This window comes from Serratia sp. CC22-02, from assembly GCF_900182895.1.
GTDB lineage: Bacteria > Pseudomonadota > Gammaproteobacteria > Enterobacterales > Enterobacteriaceae > Serratia > Serratia nevei.
This window is the reverse complement of sequence record NZ_FXUD01000001.1, coordinates 60480-76651: the sequence shown is the minus strand read 5'-3', so window position 1 is coordinate 76651 and position 16172 is coordinate 60480. Positions and strand designations below refer to the sequence as shown.

Below are 16172 nucleotides of genomic sequence, written 5' to 3'. Positions count from 1 at the left end.
GCCGATAACCTCCGTTATCGGCTTTTTTATTGCTCATCAATCGCAGGAGACGCAGCGTTTACGCTGATATACTGCAGCAAACGCCTTCCCCCCATTTCCAGCACAACAGGACACCCAATCAATCATGACCGATCCGGATTTCAACCTGTTGATCGCACTCGACGCGCTGCTGACGGCGGGCAGCGTCGTCGGCGCCGCACGGCGTCTCGGTTTAAGCGCCTCGGCGATGAGCCGCACCCTCAGCCGGCTGCGCGCGGCCACCGGCGATCCCCTGTTGGTGCGCGCCGGCCGCCATATGGTGCTGACGCCCTATGCCGAAACGCTGCGCGAGCGGGCGCGGCACGCGGCGTTCGAAGCGCGCGCGGTGTTGCGCCCGGCGCAGGGGGCATTGGATCCCGCCGTGCTGGATCGGACCTTTACGCTGCGCGCCAACGACGGCTTCGTCGAAGCCTTCGGCCCGGCGCTGATCGCCGCCGCGGCCGAACAGGCGCCGCGGGTGCGACTGCGCTTTGCGCCCAAGCCGGAGAAAAGCGACCGCCCCCTGCGTGAAGGGCTGGTCGATCTGGAGATTGGCGTGCTGGGTGACATGGGCCCGGAAATCCGCCTGCAGGCGCTGTTCCGCGATCGCTTCGTCGGCGTGATGAGAACCTCACACCCGCTGGCGCAGCAGCCGGCGATCGGCGCCGCCGACTACGCCGCCTGCGGCCACGTGGTGGCTTCGCGCAGCGGGCGCATCCTCGGGCCGGTAGACGCAGCGCTGGCGGAGCTGGGGCTGGCACGCCATATCGCCGCCGTGGTGCCGAGCTTTCCGGCCGCGCTGGCGGTTGCGCAAGCCTCGAACCTGCTGGCGTTGCTGCCCGCCTCGTTCCTGCATGCGCAACCGGCGGGCGGCCCGCTGCGCGTCTTCGAGCTGCCGGTGAAAACGCCGCCCATCACCGTGTCGCAAATGTGGCATCCGCGCCTGGACGCCGAGGCCGATCACCGCTGGCTACGCCAGCTACTGCTGACGGTCTGCCGCCAACGCGTGCAGGAACCGTTTCGCGCAGAGTGACAATGTCACTAAATTTTGCCTTGCTGACGGCGAGTGATCCCGCCGACGGCAAAGCCCCCATAGCCTGAGGGTTGTTCCCCCTCGCGCGATGGGAGAACATAGCGTTCACGATGCCTGACTCAGTGAAGCGCCCATGACACTTCCCCCTCTCTGGCCGGTGTTCGACGGCCATAACGACCTGCTGCTCAACCTGTGGCTGCAGCATGACGACGATCCGGCCACCGCCTTCTATTCCCGCGTCACGCCGGGCCACCTCGATTTCGCCCGCATGCGGCGCGGCGGATTTTTCGGCGGGCTGTTCGCGGTATTTATTCCCCCGGTCAGCTATATCGCCCAGATGCGCCACCAAACGCAGGACGAGGCGCAGGCCACCTTCGATCCGCTGGCGATCGCCGAACGGCAAATCGCCATCCTGCAGCAGCTGGAGCAGGCTTCTCAGGGGCGGCTGCGCATCTGTCGCACCGCCACCGAGATAGAACAGTGTCGTCTCAACCGACAAATCGCCGCGGTGCTGCATATTGAAGGCGCCGGCATGATCGATGCGGAGCTGACGCAGCTGGAGGCCCTCTACCGGCTGGGTGTGCGCAGTATCGGGCCCTTCTGGAATCTGCCGAACGCCTTCGGCACCGGCGTCAGCGGGCCGTTCCCCGGCTCACCCGATACCGGCCCCGGCCTGACGCCGGCCGGCGAGGCGCTGATCCGCGCCTGCAACCGCCGCCGCATCATGATAGACGTCTCGCACATGAACGAGAAAACCTTCTGGCAAACCGCCGCGCTGAGCCGCGCGCCGCTGGTCGCCACCCACTCCAACGCCCACGCCCTCTGCCCGCAACCGCGCAACCTGACCGACGCACAGCTGGACGCCATCGCTCAGAGCGGCGGGATGGTCGGCGTCAATTTCGGTACCGCCTTCCTGCGTGCGGACGGCAAACGTGACAGTGCAACGACTGGCTTAACAGAAATTGTTAAACACGTTGAGTATTTGATCGCTAAACTTGGTGAAGATCGCGTGGGATTTGGCTCTGATTTTGACGGGGTCAACGTACCGCACCCGTTGGCAGATGTCGGCGGCCTGCCGCTGCTGACGCAAGCGCTGGCACAGGCCGGGTTCGATAACCGGCTGCTGGAGAAGCTGACCTGGCGCAACTGGCTGAACGTGCTCGCCACCACCTGGGGCGAATAACCCGGTTACGCTTTAAAGGTTGCGATCTCCGTCACATTTCGTCAACATTGGGCCGGCCGAATGCGAACGTTTCTCATTGGGCTCGAACTATTACGATGCATGCTAAGGAGCACCGCTATGACTACCTGGACTAAACCTGAGTTTGTTGACCTGCGTCTGGGTCTGGAAGTGACGCTGTACATTTCCAACCGTTAATCGCCCGTCTGCCCGCCTTTCGCGCGGGCATTTCTTTCCCTTTCTTTCTGGTTTAGACATGCAGATAAAAGTTCTCGGCTCAGCAGCAGGCGGCGGCTTTCCCCAGTGGAATTGCAACTGCGACAACTGCCGGGGCGTTCGCGACCACAGCATCAACGCCACGCGCCGCACCCAGTCTTCCATCGCCGTCAGCGACGACGGTAAAAACTGGGTACTGTGCAACGTTTCCCCGGACATTTGCCATCAGCTGCTGGCCTCGCCCGAATTGAATAATCCCGATGTGCTGCGCGGCACCGGTATCGGCGCGATCGTGTTGACCGACAGCCAGATCGATCACAGCGCGGGCTTGCTCAATTTGCGCGAGGGCTGCCCGCATCACGTCTGGTGCACGCCTGAAGTGCATGACGATCTCAGCACCGGCTTCCCGGTGTTTCCCATGCTCTCCCACTGGAACGGCGGGCTGATTCACCACCCGGTGACGCCCGGGGAGCCGTTCCACACGGCGGTCTGCCCGACCGTGCGCTTTACCGCCATTCCGCTACTCAGCAACGCGCCGCCCTATTCGCCGTACCGCGATCGCCCGCTGCCGGGCCACAACGTGGCGCTGTTTATCGAAGATACCGCGCGCGGGGTCGGGCTGCTGTACGCACCGGGCCTGGGTGAGCCGGACGAGGCGCTGATGCCGTGGCTGCGCCGCGCGGACTGCCTGCTGATCGACGGCACGCTGTGGCGCGACAACGAGCTGGCCAACGCCGGCGTGGGCCGCAATACCGGCAAAGACATGGGGCATCTGGCGCTGGCGGAAGAACACGGGCTGGCGGCCCTGCTCGCCACCTTGCCCGCCAGGCGCAAAATCCTGATCCACATTAACAATACCAACCCAATCCTCAATGAAGACTCGGCAGAGCGGCAAAGCCTGACCGCCGCCGGCATTGAAGTGAGCTGGGACGGCATGAATATCGAACTGTAGGGAACCGCCATGACGCAACCACTGCCCCTGACTCCGCCGGCATTTGAAGCGGCGCTGCGCGCCAAAGGCGCTTATTACCATATCCACCACCCGTACCACATCGCGATGCACAACGGTGAAGCAACCCGCGAGCAGATCCAGGGCTGGGTGGCCAACCGGTTCTACTACCAGACCAGCATTCCGATCAAAGACGCGGCGATCATGGCTAACTGCCCGCAGCCGGAAACCCGCCGCAAATGGGTGCAGCGCATCCTGGATCACGATGGCTACGGCGGCAGCGAAGGCGGCATCGAAGCCTGGCTGCGCCTGGGCGAAGCCGTCGGGCTGCAGCGCGACACCCTGCTCTCTGAAGCGTTGGTGCTGCCGGGCGTGCGCTTTGCGGTGGACGCCTACGTCAATTTCGCGCGCCGCGCCTGCTGGCAAGAAGCGGCCTGCAGCTCGCTGACCGAACTGTTCGCGCCGCAAATCCACCAGTCGCGCCTCGACAGCTGGCCGCAGCACTATCCGTGGATCGACGCCGCCGGCTACGACTATTTCCGCAGCCGCCTCGGCCAGGCCAACCGCGATGTGGAGCACGGCCTGGCGTTGGCGCTGGACTATTGCGACACCGTTGAAAAGCAGCAGCGCATGCTGGAGATCCTGCAGTTCAAACTGGATATTCTGTGGAGCATGCTGGACGCCATGAGCATGGCCTATACCCTGAACCGCCCGCCTTTTCACAGCGTGACCGCCGCGCGGGTATGGCACAACCAGAGGCTGGTGTAATGACGCTGAACCCTGAACACACCCCGGTCTTCCGCCGCGGCTACCGCCTGCAATGGGAGCAAGTGCAAAATAGCCACGTGATCCTCTACCCGGAAGGCATGGCCAAGCTGAACGACAGCGCCGCCGCCATCTTGCAGCTGGTCGACGGCCACACCACGCTGAACGGCATCATCGCGCAGCTGAACGCCCGCTTTCCCGGCGCCGAGGGGTTGGCGGATGACGTGCTGGAGTTTTTCCAGCGCGCCTACGAACAAAAATGGGTGACCTTCCGTGACTGAAGCACGCGCGCCGGCGGTGAACCCGCCGCTCTGGCTGCTGGCGGAGCTGACCTACCGCTGCCCGCTGCAGTGCCCCTATTGCTCCAACCCGCTCGATTTTGCCGCGCAGGAAAAAGAGCTGACCACCGCGCAGTGGATTGAGGTGTTTCGCCAGGCGCGGGCGATGGGCAGCGTGCAGCTCGGTTTTTCCGGCGGCGAGCCGCTGGTGCGTAAAGACCTGCCCGAGCTGATCGCCGCCGCGCGCGATCTCGGCTTTTACACCAACCTGATCACTTCCGGCATCGGCCTGACCGAGAAGAAGCTGCAGACCTTCGCCGACGCCGGGCTGGACCATATCCAGATCAGTTTTCAGGCCAGCGACGAAACGCTGAACGCCGCACTGGCGGGCTCCGCCAAGGCGTTTCAGCAGAAGCTGGCCATGGCCAGGGCGGTCAAGGCGCTCGGCTATCCGATGGTGCTCAACTTCGTGTTGCATCGCCACAATATCGGTCAGATCGACCGCATTATCGAACTGGCGATCCAGCTGGACGCCGACGACGTCGAGCTGGCGACCTGCCAGTTCTACGGCTGGGCACACCTCAACCGCGAGGGCCTGCTGCCGACCCGCGAGCAGATCGCCGACGCGGAAGCGGTGGTAAAACGCTACCGCGAACGCATGGCCGCCGACGGCAAGCTGGCCAACCTGCTGTTCGTCACGCCGGACTACTACGAGGAGCGCCCCAAAGGCTGCATGGGCGGCTGGGGTGCGATCTTCATGAGCGTAACGCCGGAAGGCATGGCGTTACCCTGTCACAGCGCCCGTCAGTTGCCGATCGCCTTCCCGTCGGTGCTGGAGCACGATCTGCAGCATATCTGGTACCACTCGTTCGGTTTTAACCGCTATCGCGGCTATGACTGGATGCCGGAGCCCTGCCGTTCCTGCTCGGAGAAAGAGAAAGACTACGGTGGCTGCCGCTGCCAGGCGTTCATGCTGACCGGCAACGCCGACAACGCCGACCCGGTATGCGGCAAATCGCCGCACCACGGCACCATTCTGGCGGCGCGGGAAGCGGCGAACCGTTCGCAGATCGGTATCGATCAGCTGCATTTTCGCAATCAAACCAACTCCCGTCTGATTTTCAAGGGTTGACGATGGCACTCGCCGGCGCCTCCTGGCAGCTCGACAACGGTTTGGCCGTCAAGGCGATAAGCGATCCTGCCGCCGCTAGCGCCGCCGCGCTGGTGCGCATTGAGGCAGGCAGTTTTCAGGCGCCCACCGCCTGGCCGGGCCTGGCGCATCTGCTGGAGCATATGTTGTTTCGCGGCAGCGCGAACTTCAGCGCGCAAGATAGTCTAATGGGCTGGGTACCGTCGGTGGGCGGCCGCCTGAATGCCACCACTCAGGCGACGCAAACCGCGTTTTTCTTCGAGGTGGGCGCCGATCATTTGGCGCAGGGGCTGGCGCGGCTGAGCGATATGCTCGCCGCCCCACAGCTGGCGGCCGAGGCGATCGCACAGGAGGTTGAGATCATCGACGCCGAATATCGCCTGCTGCGCGCCGAGGTGGAAACCCGCTGCGAAGCCGCACAGCGGCAGATGTTCGCCGGCCTGGACGCCATGCACCGCTTTCATATCGGCAGCCGCGCCGCTTTCGGCAACGACATTTCCGCCCTGCAGCAGGCGCTGCGGCAGTTTCACCGGCGCTATTTTCGCGCGCCAAACCTGACGCTGTGGCTGCAAGGCCCACAATCGCTGGCGCAGCTGCATGTTCTGGCCCAGCGTTACGGCAGCCGCTTGCCATCGGGCAGCGCCATACCGCACAAAGCCTCACCGCCGCTGACCGCTGCGAAAGATTACACTCTGTCTCTTCCCGGCACGCCGCAGCTGAGACTGGTGTTTGCCCTGTCGCGCTCCCATGCGCGCGGTTGGCTGCGGCGGCTGGAGCGCCTGCTGCTGGACGAAGCCCCCGGCGGGCTGCTGGCGCGGCTGCGCGCTCAGGCGTGGTGCGATGCGGTTCGGCTTGATTATTCGCGCTGCAGCGAGAACAACGCGCTGCTGAGTTTTATCTTTACCGTCAATCACGGTTCAGCCACTGAAGCTGCCCACATCGAAAGCGCGTTGTTGGCGTGGCTGCAGGCGCTGCAGGTGCTGGCACCGGCTCAGCTTGCGCATTACGAACGGCTGGCCAATCGCGATCTCCACCGTTTGGCGCCGCTCGATCAACTACGCGCCAGAGCGTTTGGGTTGCCGCCGGCGGAGCCGAACGACGAGTGGCCACGGCATATTGCGGCGCTGATTAGCGCGCCGCGCCGCCGCCTGGCCGTGCGGCCCGATGGCGGCGGCGAAACCCGTGAAATTCAAGGGTTGCCGCTGGCACTTGGCCCCTTCGTTGGCGCCGCGCTGACGCCCGCAGCGGAACCTTTTCGCTTTTTCACCGCCTCGGCGGCGCTGCCGAGTCCGACCTTGCCTTCCGGCCTGGCGCCGCTGCGGCATCTGCTCCCTGGCGAAGCGCAGCCGGTGCTGTTGCTGCGGCCGGCGCCGTCCAGCCCCTTCAGCGATGAACAGGCCTGCGGCATACAGGCGGCGCTGCGCGCCGGGGCGGCCGAACTGGCGCATCGGGAGGGACATTTAAGCTTCGAACGCCACCAGGGCGTGTGGCTGCTGCAGTTGGCGGGCTGCCACGCGCTGATCTGCCATGGGCTGAGCGTAGTAAACCGGGCGCTGGCGGTGTTGTCGCCGGCCGTGCTCAACGAGGCGGCGAGAAACCTGCGCCATACGCAGCGGAAAGAGCAAAACGATATCGCCATTCGCCGTCTGTTAGCCCAATTGCCGGCGGCGCTCAGCGCGCCAACCGCAGCGGCGCAATGGCATGCCACCTTGATCGGCGGCGATGGCGAGTTAAAACGGCAGCTGTCGCACCTGCTGTACGGTTTCCCCTATTCCGTGGCCGCGGAGCCGCCGCTGCCGACACATCACCATCATCGCCCCGTCACGCTGACGGAAAGCGGCGCCGAAAGCGCCTTACTGCAGTTTTACCCGCTGCCGAACGGCGAAGCCGAAGGCCGTTGGGCGCTGCGCGTGCTGGCTCAGCTTTACGCCCCGCGCTATTTTCAGCGGTTGCGCGTGGATCGCAACGTGGGCTATGTGGTGCAATGCGCCTTCCACCGCTGTGCCGATGCCGAGGGCCTGTTGTTCGCGCTGCAATCCCCGACGTTCAACGTTGAACAGCTGCGGCAGTTGACCGACGAATTCTTGCTGCAGATGCACCATGAGCTGGCGCACGTTGGCGCTGGCGAGCTGGCGCAAATACAACAGGCGCTGCGGCAAAGCCTGCAGCGCCTCAGCACCGAATCGTTGCAGCGCGCCCGAGAAATTGCCTTGGAAAATCGCGCACTCATTGCCGCCAAGCCGATGACACTGACGCAACTGACGGATTGGCAGCAGCGGCTGTTCCCCGCAGGCTGATGTTGCGGCGTTGCCAATCCGACGCGATATAAACGCAGCAAGACAAACAATCATCGGGAAAAGATATGTCTCAGAAAATCATGTTATCCCTGTAAAGCTTGCTCCGGAAAATTATTTAAATAAGAGCATGTTGATAAATCGCTTAATCGACTTCTTCCTTTTCCTTTTATACCAGGCATATATTCTTCGCTTTTTCATTCTTCTAAACTCATAAGCTAGAGATATATAAAACACCATGAGCAGCAACATTAATATAACAATCATAAGTTAGCCCAAATCCATTTAGCCATTTCATATGATTATTATCTAATTTAATAAATTAAAAAATTAGAAACATCCTGTTCTAAATATTACTTTATCACATCCCTCAAACCGGCCTTTTATGCTGGCCGGCGAGGCTCGAGAGTTATAATTGCACCGCCCAGTTAGCCCGTCGTGAACAACACAGTGGGTAAGCGATGCCGGTCAGCACCATGCTGATCACCCAGGAAATGTCTGCGCCCGGGATCAGATTGGCGTAAGGGCCGGAGAAAAACGCGTTCTCAACAAAAGGCACCTGCACCGCAATACCGCCGAAATAAACGCCGAGCGCGCGGGTGTTAAGCAGGCCGTAGCGCCCGCCGTCTGCGCTGAAAATGGCCGAAATGTCATAGCGTTGGCGGTTAAGCAGGTAAAAATCGATCAGGTTGATCATGCACCACGGGATCAGCACCGAGATCAAGGCAAAGATCAGGTTCAGGAACAGATGTACAAAGTTGGCCGAGGCAACCAACGCCACCCATACCGATCCCAGCAAAATCAATGCCGAGAACAGCGTACGTATCCGCGCATTAGGCATCCACTGCGGCAAGAAGGTTTGTACGGCGGTAATCAACGAGAGCACCGCACCGTACAAATTCATCGAGTTATGGCAGATGATGTTGATCAGAAACAGCACCATCAGCACCGGCCCCAACCCTCCCGTCGCCTGGCGTACCGCCTCCATGGCATCGTCGCTGCCGGCGACCAGATTGACCGCCACCATACCGAACACGAAGGCTAAAATGGTACCGCTGCAGGCGCCCAGATAGGTATACAGGAAGGGTTTGGCAATGCCGACTTCCGCCGGCAGGTAACGCGAATAGTCTGACGTGTAGGGCGAGAAACTGATTTGCCAGACGGCGCCGATGCAGAATGTGGCGAACCAACCGGCAATGCTGAACGATCCCCGCTGCCAAAAATCCGCCGGCAGCGGTTGAGAAAACATCAATACCAACCCGAGAATCAGCGCGCTGCCCATCACCCAGGCGCCGATTTTGTTGATCTTGTGGATGAAACGGTAGCCCACCACCCCGATCAGCGTCGCCAGCACCGCGCCAATCACCGTCGCCACGCCCATGCTCAATGACGGGATGACGTTATGGATGACCTTGCCAGAAAGCGTGATGTTGGAAATAAAGAACCCCAGATAGATCACCGTGGTGAACACGATCACCAACAGCGAACCATATCGGCCGAACTGCGCCCGGCTCTGCACCATTTGCGGTATCCCGACCTGCGGCCCCTGGGCCGAGGTCAGCGCCAGAAAAATGCCCCCGAACAGGTGGCCGGCGACAATCGCGCTCAGCGCCGAGAGAATATCGAGATGAAACGTCTGCGTGGAGATGGCCCCGGTCACCACCGCCAGCGGCGCAATGTTGGTGCAAAACCACAGGGTAAACAGGCTGCGGGCATGGCCGTGACGCTCCGCGGCGGGAACAAAATCGATCGACTTGTCTTCAATAAACGCGGTCTGCTCTGGCTGAGAATTCATATATCCCCCGGTTAACGTGGATTCTTATTTTTTTACAGCGTGTAGGGTGCGAATACGTCGAAAAAAGCGTGCGTTTGCCCCGGCGACATTGCGGTCGCCTGTATCAACGCGATGAAAACAGAGCTGCCGGCGCGACCTGAGATCGCGCCTGATTACGCTGACTCAGCGCATGACGAAGGGATCGTCTATCGGATCGTCACTGGTGCGCAGCCACACCGTCTTGCTGGTGGTGTATTCCAGCGCGGCGTCAATCCCGCCCTCGCGGCCAAACCCCGACTTGCCGTAACCGCCGAACGGCGCCAGCGGCGATACCGCCCGATAGGTATTCAGCCACACCACGCCCACCCGCAGGCGTCGGGTCACCCGATGCGCACGCGTCAGGTTCTGCGTGAAAATGCCGGCCGCCAGGCCATAGGCTGAATCATTGGCAAGCTGAATCGCCTCCGCTTCGTCCCTGAAGGTCAACACCGACAGCACCGGGCCGAACAGCTCTTGCTTTACGCACTCGGCGTCGGGTTGCGCACTGCAGTCGACGATCGTCGGCGGGTAATAAAAGCCCGGTGAATCGATCGCCGCGTGGCCAACCACCAGTTTCGCCCCCTGCTCCAGCGAGCGGCTGACGATGGCGGCGATCCGCTCTTGCTGCTGCCGGGTACAAAGCGGCCCGAACTGGGTGTCCGGGCGATCCGGCGGCCCGATGCGAATACTGCGCACCTTCTCCGTCAGCCGGGCCAAAAACGCGTCTTTGATGCTTTCTGCCACCAACAGGCGCGAACCGGCTACGCAGCTCTGGCCCGACGCGGCGAAAATGGCCGCCACCTGCGCATTCGCCGCGCTGGTCAGATCCGCATCGTCGAAGACGATAAACGGCGATTTCCCGCCCAGCTCCAGCGAGGTGCTGGCGAGGTTTTCCGCACTGCCGCGAACGATGTGCTTCGCGGTTTCCGCGCCGCCGGTAAAGGCGATGTGGTCTACCTGCGGATGCGCCGTCAGCACCGCGCCGCAGTCGGCGGCAAAGCCGGTGATCACATTGCATACGCCGCGTGGAAAACCGGCCTCGTCTATCAGCCTGGCGAACGCCAGCAGCGGCGCCGGCGCGGTTTCCGCCGCTTTGACCACCAGCGTGCAGCCGGCGGCGATCGCCGGGCCGATTTTCACCGCCGCAAGAAACAGCTGGCTATTCCAGGGCACGATCGCCGCCACCACCCCGATCGGTTCTCGCCGCACCCAGGTTTCCATGTCAGGTTTGTCGATCGCCAGCACGCTGCCTTCCATCTTGTCGGCCAGGCCGGCGTAGTACCGGTAGTATTCCGCCACATAAGCGATCTGCGCCTGGGTTTCCCGGATGATCTTGCCGGTATCCAGCGTCTCCAGCCGCGCCAGCTCGGGAGCGTGTTGCTCCAGCAAATCGGCCAGCCGCAACAACAGCTTGCCGCGCGCGCCGGCGGTCATATCGCGCCATTCGGCTCCCTGAAACGCCCGGTGCGCCGCGGCAACGGCGCGATCCACATCCTGGGCGCGGGCTTCCGCCACCTGCGCCCAGGGTTCACCGGTCGCCGGGTTGAGCGAGGCGAAGGTCGCCGAACCGGCGTCAAACCGGCCGTCGATGTAGAGTTTGAATGATTCCATCAGCGCCTCCGTCAGTGAAATTCCGGCATCACACAGCGAATGAACCGCTCCAGAGAGGCCTTTTTACGCGCAAAGCTCATGCCGCTGTCGATCCACAACGCAAACTCGTCATAACCCAGCGCCTCATATTTTTTCAGCCGCGTAATGACCTCATTGGCGGTACCGATAGCCAGGTTAGTGCGCATCATCTCGGCGGAATAATAGGTATTGGCGGCGATCTCTTCATCGCTCAGCGGCTGAATCAGCCCTTGCCGCACCGGCCGCTGGTTCTTGAACCAGGCGCCGAAGTAGTGGTAGAAACGGTTGAGTTCTTCCGCCGCCAGGCGGGCGTCCGCCTCGTCTTCCGCCACATAGCCATGTTGCAACAGCATGATCTTCAGCGGCTGCTCGGCGGCGAAACGCGCACGCGCCTCGTTGAAACAGGTCACCAGCCGCACGATCTCCTCTTCCCCCTGATGCAGCGGCGTAACCTGAACGTTGCAGCCGTTTTGCACCGCAAATTCGTGGCTGTTGGGATCGCGCGCCGCCACCCAAATCGGCGGATGCGGCTGCTGTTTCGGCAGCGGCGAGGAGGTGGTTGCCGGGAACGACCAGTATTCCCCCTGATGGGCATAGTCGCCCTGCCAGAGTTTTTTTACCGCCGGGATCAGCTCGCGCATGCGTTGCCCGGCATCCCAGGCGGTCAAACCGGGCATCAGCCGTTCGTATTCATAGGAATAGGCGCCACGCGCGATACCCAGCTCCAGCCTGCCGCCGGTGATGATGTCGGTCATCGCCGCCTCGCCCGCCAGACGGATCGGGTGGTTGAACGGCGCAATGATGGTGCCGGTGCCAAGCCGCACCCTGGAGGTGCGCCGGGCAATGTCCGCCAGATTGATGAACGGATTCGGCGCGATGGTGAAATTCATGCCGTGGTGCTCACCGGTCCAGATGGCGTGCATGCCGCCGCGATCGGCGATTTCACAGAGTTCGATCATCTCCTGGTAGAGCTTTTCCTGCGACTCTTCGGGTAACGTTCGTTCCATATGCACGAATAAAGACAGTTTCATCACACTCTCCCGTTCAGCCTCAACCGGCGAATTGCTTGATGGCACCGCTGTGCTCATCGCCATAATAGATACCGTAATTGCCCACGGCGTTTTCTTTGACGAACCGGCCCAGCATCGACCGCAGCGCCGGATCCTTGATCGGCAGCCGCGCCAGCGTCGGCATATCGAACCATTCCGCCGCGCTCAGCTGCGGCGTCAGGCTGCCGGCGTCGGTCGGCAGCGCACACAGAAAAACGATGTGCTGCTGGTGCTTCTGCCGGTCGTCATAGACGGAATAGACGAAACCCGGATGGGCGTTGATGCCCAACTGCCGCAGTAAATCTCCCAACGTTTCGCTGACGCTGCGTTTCTCCACCGCGCTGGACGGCAGCTGATAGCCGCCGTCGTTTTGCCGTACCATCACGGCATGCCCTTCAAACTCGATCAGCGCGCTCACCACCACCTGCGGCCCGCCAATCAGCGACTGCGCGTTTTGATACGGCGTGAAATAGGCACCGCGGTAATACCCCAGACCGGCGGTGGCGTTGGACTCGAACCCTTCGACCTGGCCGATCAAAATGGCATGGTCGCCGGCATCCACCACCTGATGCAGCGAGCAGTCGAACCACGCCGAACTGTTCTCGATCAGCGGCACCCGTGACGCGCTCCAGCGCCAATCGATCAGCGCAAAGCGGTCTTCGTTCTTTTGCGCAAAAATGGTTGAAGCCTCTTTTTGCTGTTCCGCCAGAATATTGATGGCGAAGTGGCTGCACTGGGTAAAGTGCGCCAGGTTTGCCGAACGTTTATCGATGCTCACCAACAGCAGCGCCGGATCCAGCGACACCGAAGAAAACGAATTGGCGGTGAAGCCAATCGGCCGCCCCTGCTTGTCCACCGAGGTCACAATGGTGACGCCGGTCATAAAGGCGCCGAAAGCGTCGCGCAACTGCCTGCGTTTATCCGCGTCCATTTGCCGCTCCTAAAGTCAAAGGTTGCTCTGCGGTCAGAAAATCGAGCATCAGCGCGTTGACGCGTTGCGCATCGGTCAGACTGACCATGTGTTTGGCGTTCTCAATGATCACCGCGCGCCCGTTCGGTGCGGCCTGCGCCATTTGCCGCGCCATCTCCGGGCTGGAGTTGGCGTCGTGCTCGCCGGTCAATACCAACACCGGGCAGCGGATAAGGTGCCAACGCTGGGCATACACCCGATCGCCGGTAGCAAACGCCTGATACGCGCGGGCGTAGCCCGTGACGTCCACCTGTTGCAACCAGCCACCCACCTGCCGGCGCAGACGCTGTTCGGCGGGATCGGCGCCAAACCACCGGCTCAGCGGCGAGTCGATCTGCGTCTGGCCGCTGGCCAACGCGCTGGCGCGTTGCGCAACCGCGGCACTGGCCTGGGCCGAGCGCTGGAACACGCCGCTCATCACCACGGCGCGTTTGACCCGTTCCGGATAATCGATCGCCAAACCGGCGGTGATCAACGCCCCCATCGAGTGCCCCGCCACTGCAACGCTCGGCGTATCCAGGGTGTTTAAGAAGGCCGCCATCCAGCGCACGTAATCCTCCAGCGTCGCGGCGTGGGCGAAGCCTTCGCTTTTGCCGTGGCCCGGCATATCGACGGCGATGACCCGAAAGTGCGCGCTAAGCGCATCGAGCTGGGGATACCAGGCCTCCGCGTTCATGCCTACGCCGTGGATCAACACCAGCGGCTCGCCACGCCCGGCGTCCAGATACCCTACCCGCAGAGCGGGCTCAGACAGCTGCCGGATTGTTCTGATCATGGCCCAGCTCTTTCAGATCCAAATAACGGTTGCCGATACGGTGATGCGGCCGCCCCCCCAGCGCCGCGCCCAGTGCGATGACGATTTCGTCGTCGAAAGGCGCGTCGTTGATGTTGAACTGGAATGTCAGGTAGTGCTCGCGGCTGCCTTCGTCGTTTTTCCCCATCATCGGGATCAGGATCGGCGCGTTGGCCGGCCCGCGGGTATTGTTGAACGCCAGATAGCTTTTACCGTTGACCGCCGAGCGGTAGTGGTTGCCGAAATGCAGCGTGTGAATCAGCGCCGAGGCGTGTTCCAACTCACCGCCCAGCCCCACCACCGCGCTTTTGCCGAAGGCTTCCACCCGCTCGCCGGAGCCGGCCTCTTTGAGGATCAAACCGGTCAGCAGCTCACCCAGCACCGGCGCCATTTCTCGAATCTTTGGCGCCAGATCCTCAACAAAGCCTTGCCCGGCCCAGGGGTTTTTAATCACCGCCGCCGCCGCGATCATCACCAGCGGTTTGCCCGCCGATTTGCCGCCATCGGCGTAGAGGGTTTCTGTGGAAACCAGAGTCTTACGGATGTCTTGATGCATAAGGGACCTCGAAAAGTAAATCAAATGTTAATCAGATGTCGCGAGTCGAGGGTATAGCATCGGGCAGATTGGTATGTCAAAATTTGGTATACCATAATACGGTATTCTTATTTTAATCTAAGAGGGTAAAGGAAAATTGAAAATAACAGATATTAATCAAAAGCTTAATAAACCTGCATGGGCTTTGGCCGGGGGCGAAACGCCGGCCACGACCGCTTCCGCTCAGCGGCCGGTGCCCGTGCCGAACCCGTTGAGCCAGCGGGTATCGGCAACGAAAAGCGGTTTTTTTAGGCTATCTTTCGATTTTGTGAGCTGCTGCAACATTCGCCGTTTTAGCGATGCGGCGCGAAATCGGCCGCCGTTGCTTTGCGGGTTGGAAAGATGTTAATAGTACCGGGCAAACGGGAATACGCGTCGTTATCCGGATTAATGATGATCCACAAAAAATAGAGACAATTATGGTTCAGGCGTCATTGAAGATTGAGAATGCACCGGTCACCTTGCGCGAATTGGCATTGGCGAAAATTAGGCAGGCGATTATCTCAGGGTATTTTCAGGCCGGCGATCGTTTGGTGGAACGCAGCCTGTGCGAGGAGCTGGGCGTCAGCCGCAGCGTGGTGCGCGAGGTGATCCGTTATCTCGAAGCGGAGGGACTCATTGAAACACTCGGCAAGAAAGGGCCGATTGTCGCTATTCTGACCTGGGAAATTGCCGAGCAGATTTATACTATTCGTCTGCTGCTTGAACAGGATGCCGCTCACGACTGCGCTTTGAAAGCCGGGCCGGAAGATAAAAAGAAACTGCATGAAAAATTAATTGCAATTAATCAGGCTTCGGCCGGGCAGGACGATATTCAGCGCGTTGAGGCGTCGCAGGCCTTTTATGAAACCATTTTCCAGGTGGCCCATCACGCCATCGCCTGGGAAATCGTTCAACGCCTGAATAGCCGCATCAGCCGCCTGCGCGCCCTGACCCTGAAAACCCCGGAGCGCCAGCTGGCCGGTTTCGAGCGCATGACGCGGATCTATCACGCCATCGAACAAAACAATCCGACGCAGGCCAGGCAAGAAGTCATCGATCACCTGACCGAGGCCGCCGCGCTGGCCAAGCGCATTCTGCAACAGGAGCCCTGAGATGCCCGCGTACTGGATTGCCCATGTCACCGTGAAAGATCCGCAGCAATATCAGCATTATATGGATTTGGCGCCTCAGGCGTTTCGCCAGTTCAACGCCCGTTTTCTCGCCCGCGGCGAACAGGCGCAAACGTTGGAAGGCCCGGCGTTTGTGAAACATGTGCTGATCGAATTCGACGACTATGCCACCGCCCTGGCCTGCTACCATTCACCGGCCTATCAGCTGGCGAAACAACAGCGGCGCCACGTAGCGGAAGCCATGATTACCATCGTCGACGGCTTGCCGACCTCCCCATAAAAGCCCCCCACCGTTACGGCGGAGGCTGGGTGGCGTGAGGTGGGATAA

Annotated in this window: 16 protein-coding genes; 10 read left to right on the top strand and 6 right to left on the bottom strand. The window is 61.4% G+C overall.

The window, feature by feature from the left end; translation table 11 throughout:
- Nucleotides 1–124 precede the first annotated feature (124 nt).
- The 8 genes from QOL81_RS00390 to pqqF all read left to right on the top strand — a co-directional run bounded on the left by QOL81_RS00390 (nucleotide 125) and on the right by pqqF (nucleotide 7886).
- Nucleotides 125–1051, top strand: coding sequence for a LysR family transcriptional regulator (locus QOL81_RS00390; protein WP_060418919.1), 927 nt, complete (start codon nucleotides 125–127; stop codon nucleotides 1049–1051).
- Between the two features lie 133 nt (nucleotides 1052–1184).
- Nucleotides 1185–2234, top strand: a complete 1050-nt coding sequence (locus tag QOL81_RS00385) for a dipeptidase (protein WP_060418921.1) — start codon at nucleotides 1185–1187, stop codon at nucleotides 2232–2234.
- A 117-nt stretch (nucleotides 2235–2351) separates the two neighbouring features.
- On the top strand, nucleotides 2352–2429 hold the full coding sequence (gene pqqA, locus QOL81_RS00380; RefSeq protein ID WP_004937827.1) for a pyrroloquinoline quinone precursor peptide PqqA: 78 nt from the start codon (nucleotides 2352–2354) through the stop codon (nucleotides 2427–2429).
- A 58-nt stretch (nucleotides 2430–2487) separates the two neighbouring features.
- A complete protein-coding gene (pqqB, locus tag QOL81_RS00375) occupies nucleotides 2488–3399 on the top strand; it encodes a pyrroloquinoline quinone biosynthesis protein PqqB (protein ID WP_060418923.1) in 912 nt (303 codons plus the stop codon).
- A gap of 9 nt (nucleotides 3400–3408) precedes the next feature.
- A complete protein-coding gene (gene pqqC / locus QOL81_RS00370; protein ID WP_060418926.1) occupies nucleotides 3409–4164 on the top strand; it encodes a pyrroloquinoline-quinone synthase PqqC in 756 nt (251 codons plus the stop codon).
- Nucleotides 4164–4442: a pyrroloquinoline quinone biosynthesis peptide chaperone PqqD gene (gene pqqD / locus QOL81_RS00365; protein WP_016927749.1), complete on the top strand. Its 279-nt coding sequence runs from the start codon at nucleotides 4164–4166 to the stop codon at nucleotides 4440–4442. The genes pqqC and pqqD overlap by 1 nt, the downstream gene beginning before the upstream one ends.
- Nucleotides 4435–5571 carry a pyrroloquinoline quinone biosynthesis protein PqqE gene (pqqE, locus tag QOL81_RS00360; RefSeq protein WP_060418927.1) on the top strand — a complete coding sequence of 379 codons (1137 nt, stop codon included), beginning with the start codon at nucleotides 4435–4437 and terminating at the stop codon, nucleotides 5569–5571. Before pqqD ends, pqqE begins: the two co-directional genes overlap by 8 nt.
- Nucleotides 5572–5573: 2 nt before the next feature.
- Nucleotides 5574–7886: a pyrroloquinoline quinone biosynthesis protein PqqF gene (gene pqqF / locus QOL81_RS00355; RefSeq protein ID WP_283439561.1), complete on the top strand. Its 2313-nt coding sequence runs from the start codon at nucleotides 5574–5576 to the stop codon at nucleotides 7884–7886.
- A 406-nt stretch (nucleotides 7887–8292) separates the two neighbouring features.
- On the opposite strand, the gene QOL81_RS00350 is transcribed toward pqqF, so the two are convergent.
- From QOL81_RS00350 to QOL81_RS00325, 6 genes are all read right to left on the bottom strand, one after another.
- On the bottom strand, nucleotides 8293–9678 hold the full coding sequence (locus tag QOL81_RS00350; protein ID WP_060418931.1) for a purine-cytosine permease family protein: 1386 nt from the start codon (nucleotides 9676–9678) through the stop codon (nucleotides 8293–8295).
- 162 nt (nucleotides 9679–9840) lie between these two features.
- Nucleotides 9841–11307, bottom strand: a complete 1467-nt coding sequence (locus QOL81_RS00345; protein WP_049199554.1) for an aldehyde dehydrogenase — start codon at nucleotides 11305–11307, stop codon at nucleotides 9841–9843.
- Nucleotides 11308–11318: 11 nt separating this feature from the next.
- Entirely contained in the window at nucleotides 11319–12356 is a 1038-nt protein-coding gene (locus tag QOL81_RS00340) for an LLM class flavin-dependent oxidoreductase (protein WP_049199552.1), read from the bottom strand.
- A 19-nt stretch (nucleotides 12357–12375) separates the two neighbouring features.
- The gene (locus tag QOL81_RS00335) at nucleotides 12376–13305 is read right to left on the bottom strand and encodes a flavin reductase family protein (protein ID WP_060418933.1); all 930 of its coding nucleotides are present in this window, start codon (nucleotides 13303–13305) and stop codon (nucleotides 12376–12378) included.
- A complete protein-coding gene (locus QOL81_RS00330; RefSeq protein ID WP_060418935.1) occupies nucleotides 13292–14119 on the bottom strand; it encodes an alpha/beta fold hydrolase in 828 nt (275 codons plus the stop codon). The genes QOL81_RS00335 and QOL81_RS00330 overlap by 14 nt, the downstream gene beginning before the upstream one ends.
- Entirely contained in the window at nucleotides 14091–14693 is a 603-nt protein-coding gene (locus QOL81_RS00325) for an amino acid synthesis family protein (protein WP_033648297.1), read from the bottom strand. Before QOL81_RS00325 ends, QOL81_RS00330 begins: the two co-directional genes overlap by 29 nt.
- A gap of 338 nt (nucleotides 14694–15031) precedes the next feature.
- Here QOL81_RS00325 and QOL81_RS00320 point away from each other — a divergent pair, with 338 nt between their 5' ends.
- Nucleotides 15032–15826: a GntR family transcriptional regulator gene (locus tag QOL81_RS00320; protein WP_204275777.1), complete on the top strand. Its 795-nt coding sequence runs from the start codon at nucleotides 15032–15034 to the stop codon at nucleotides 15824–15826.
- A gap of 1 nt (nucleotide 15827) precedes the next feature.
- Entirely contained in the window at nucleotides 15828–16124 is a 297-nt protein-coding gene (locus QOL81_RS00315) for a DUF1330 domain-containing protein (protein WP_060418938.1), read from the top strand.
- Nucleotides 16125–16172: the final 48 nt, after the last annotated feature.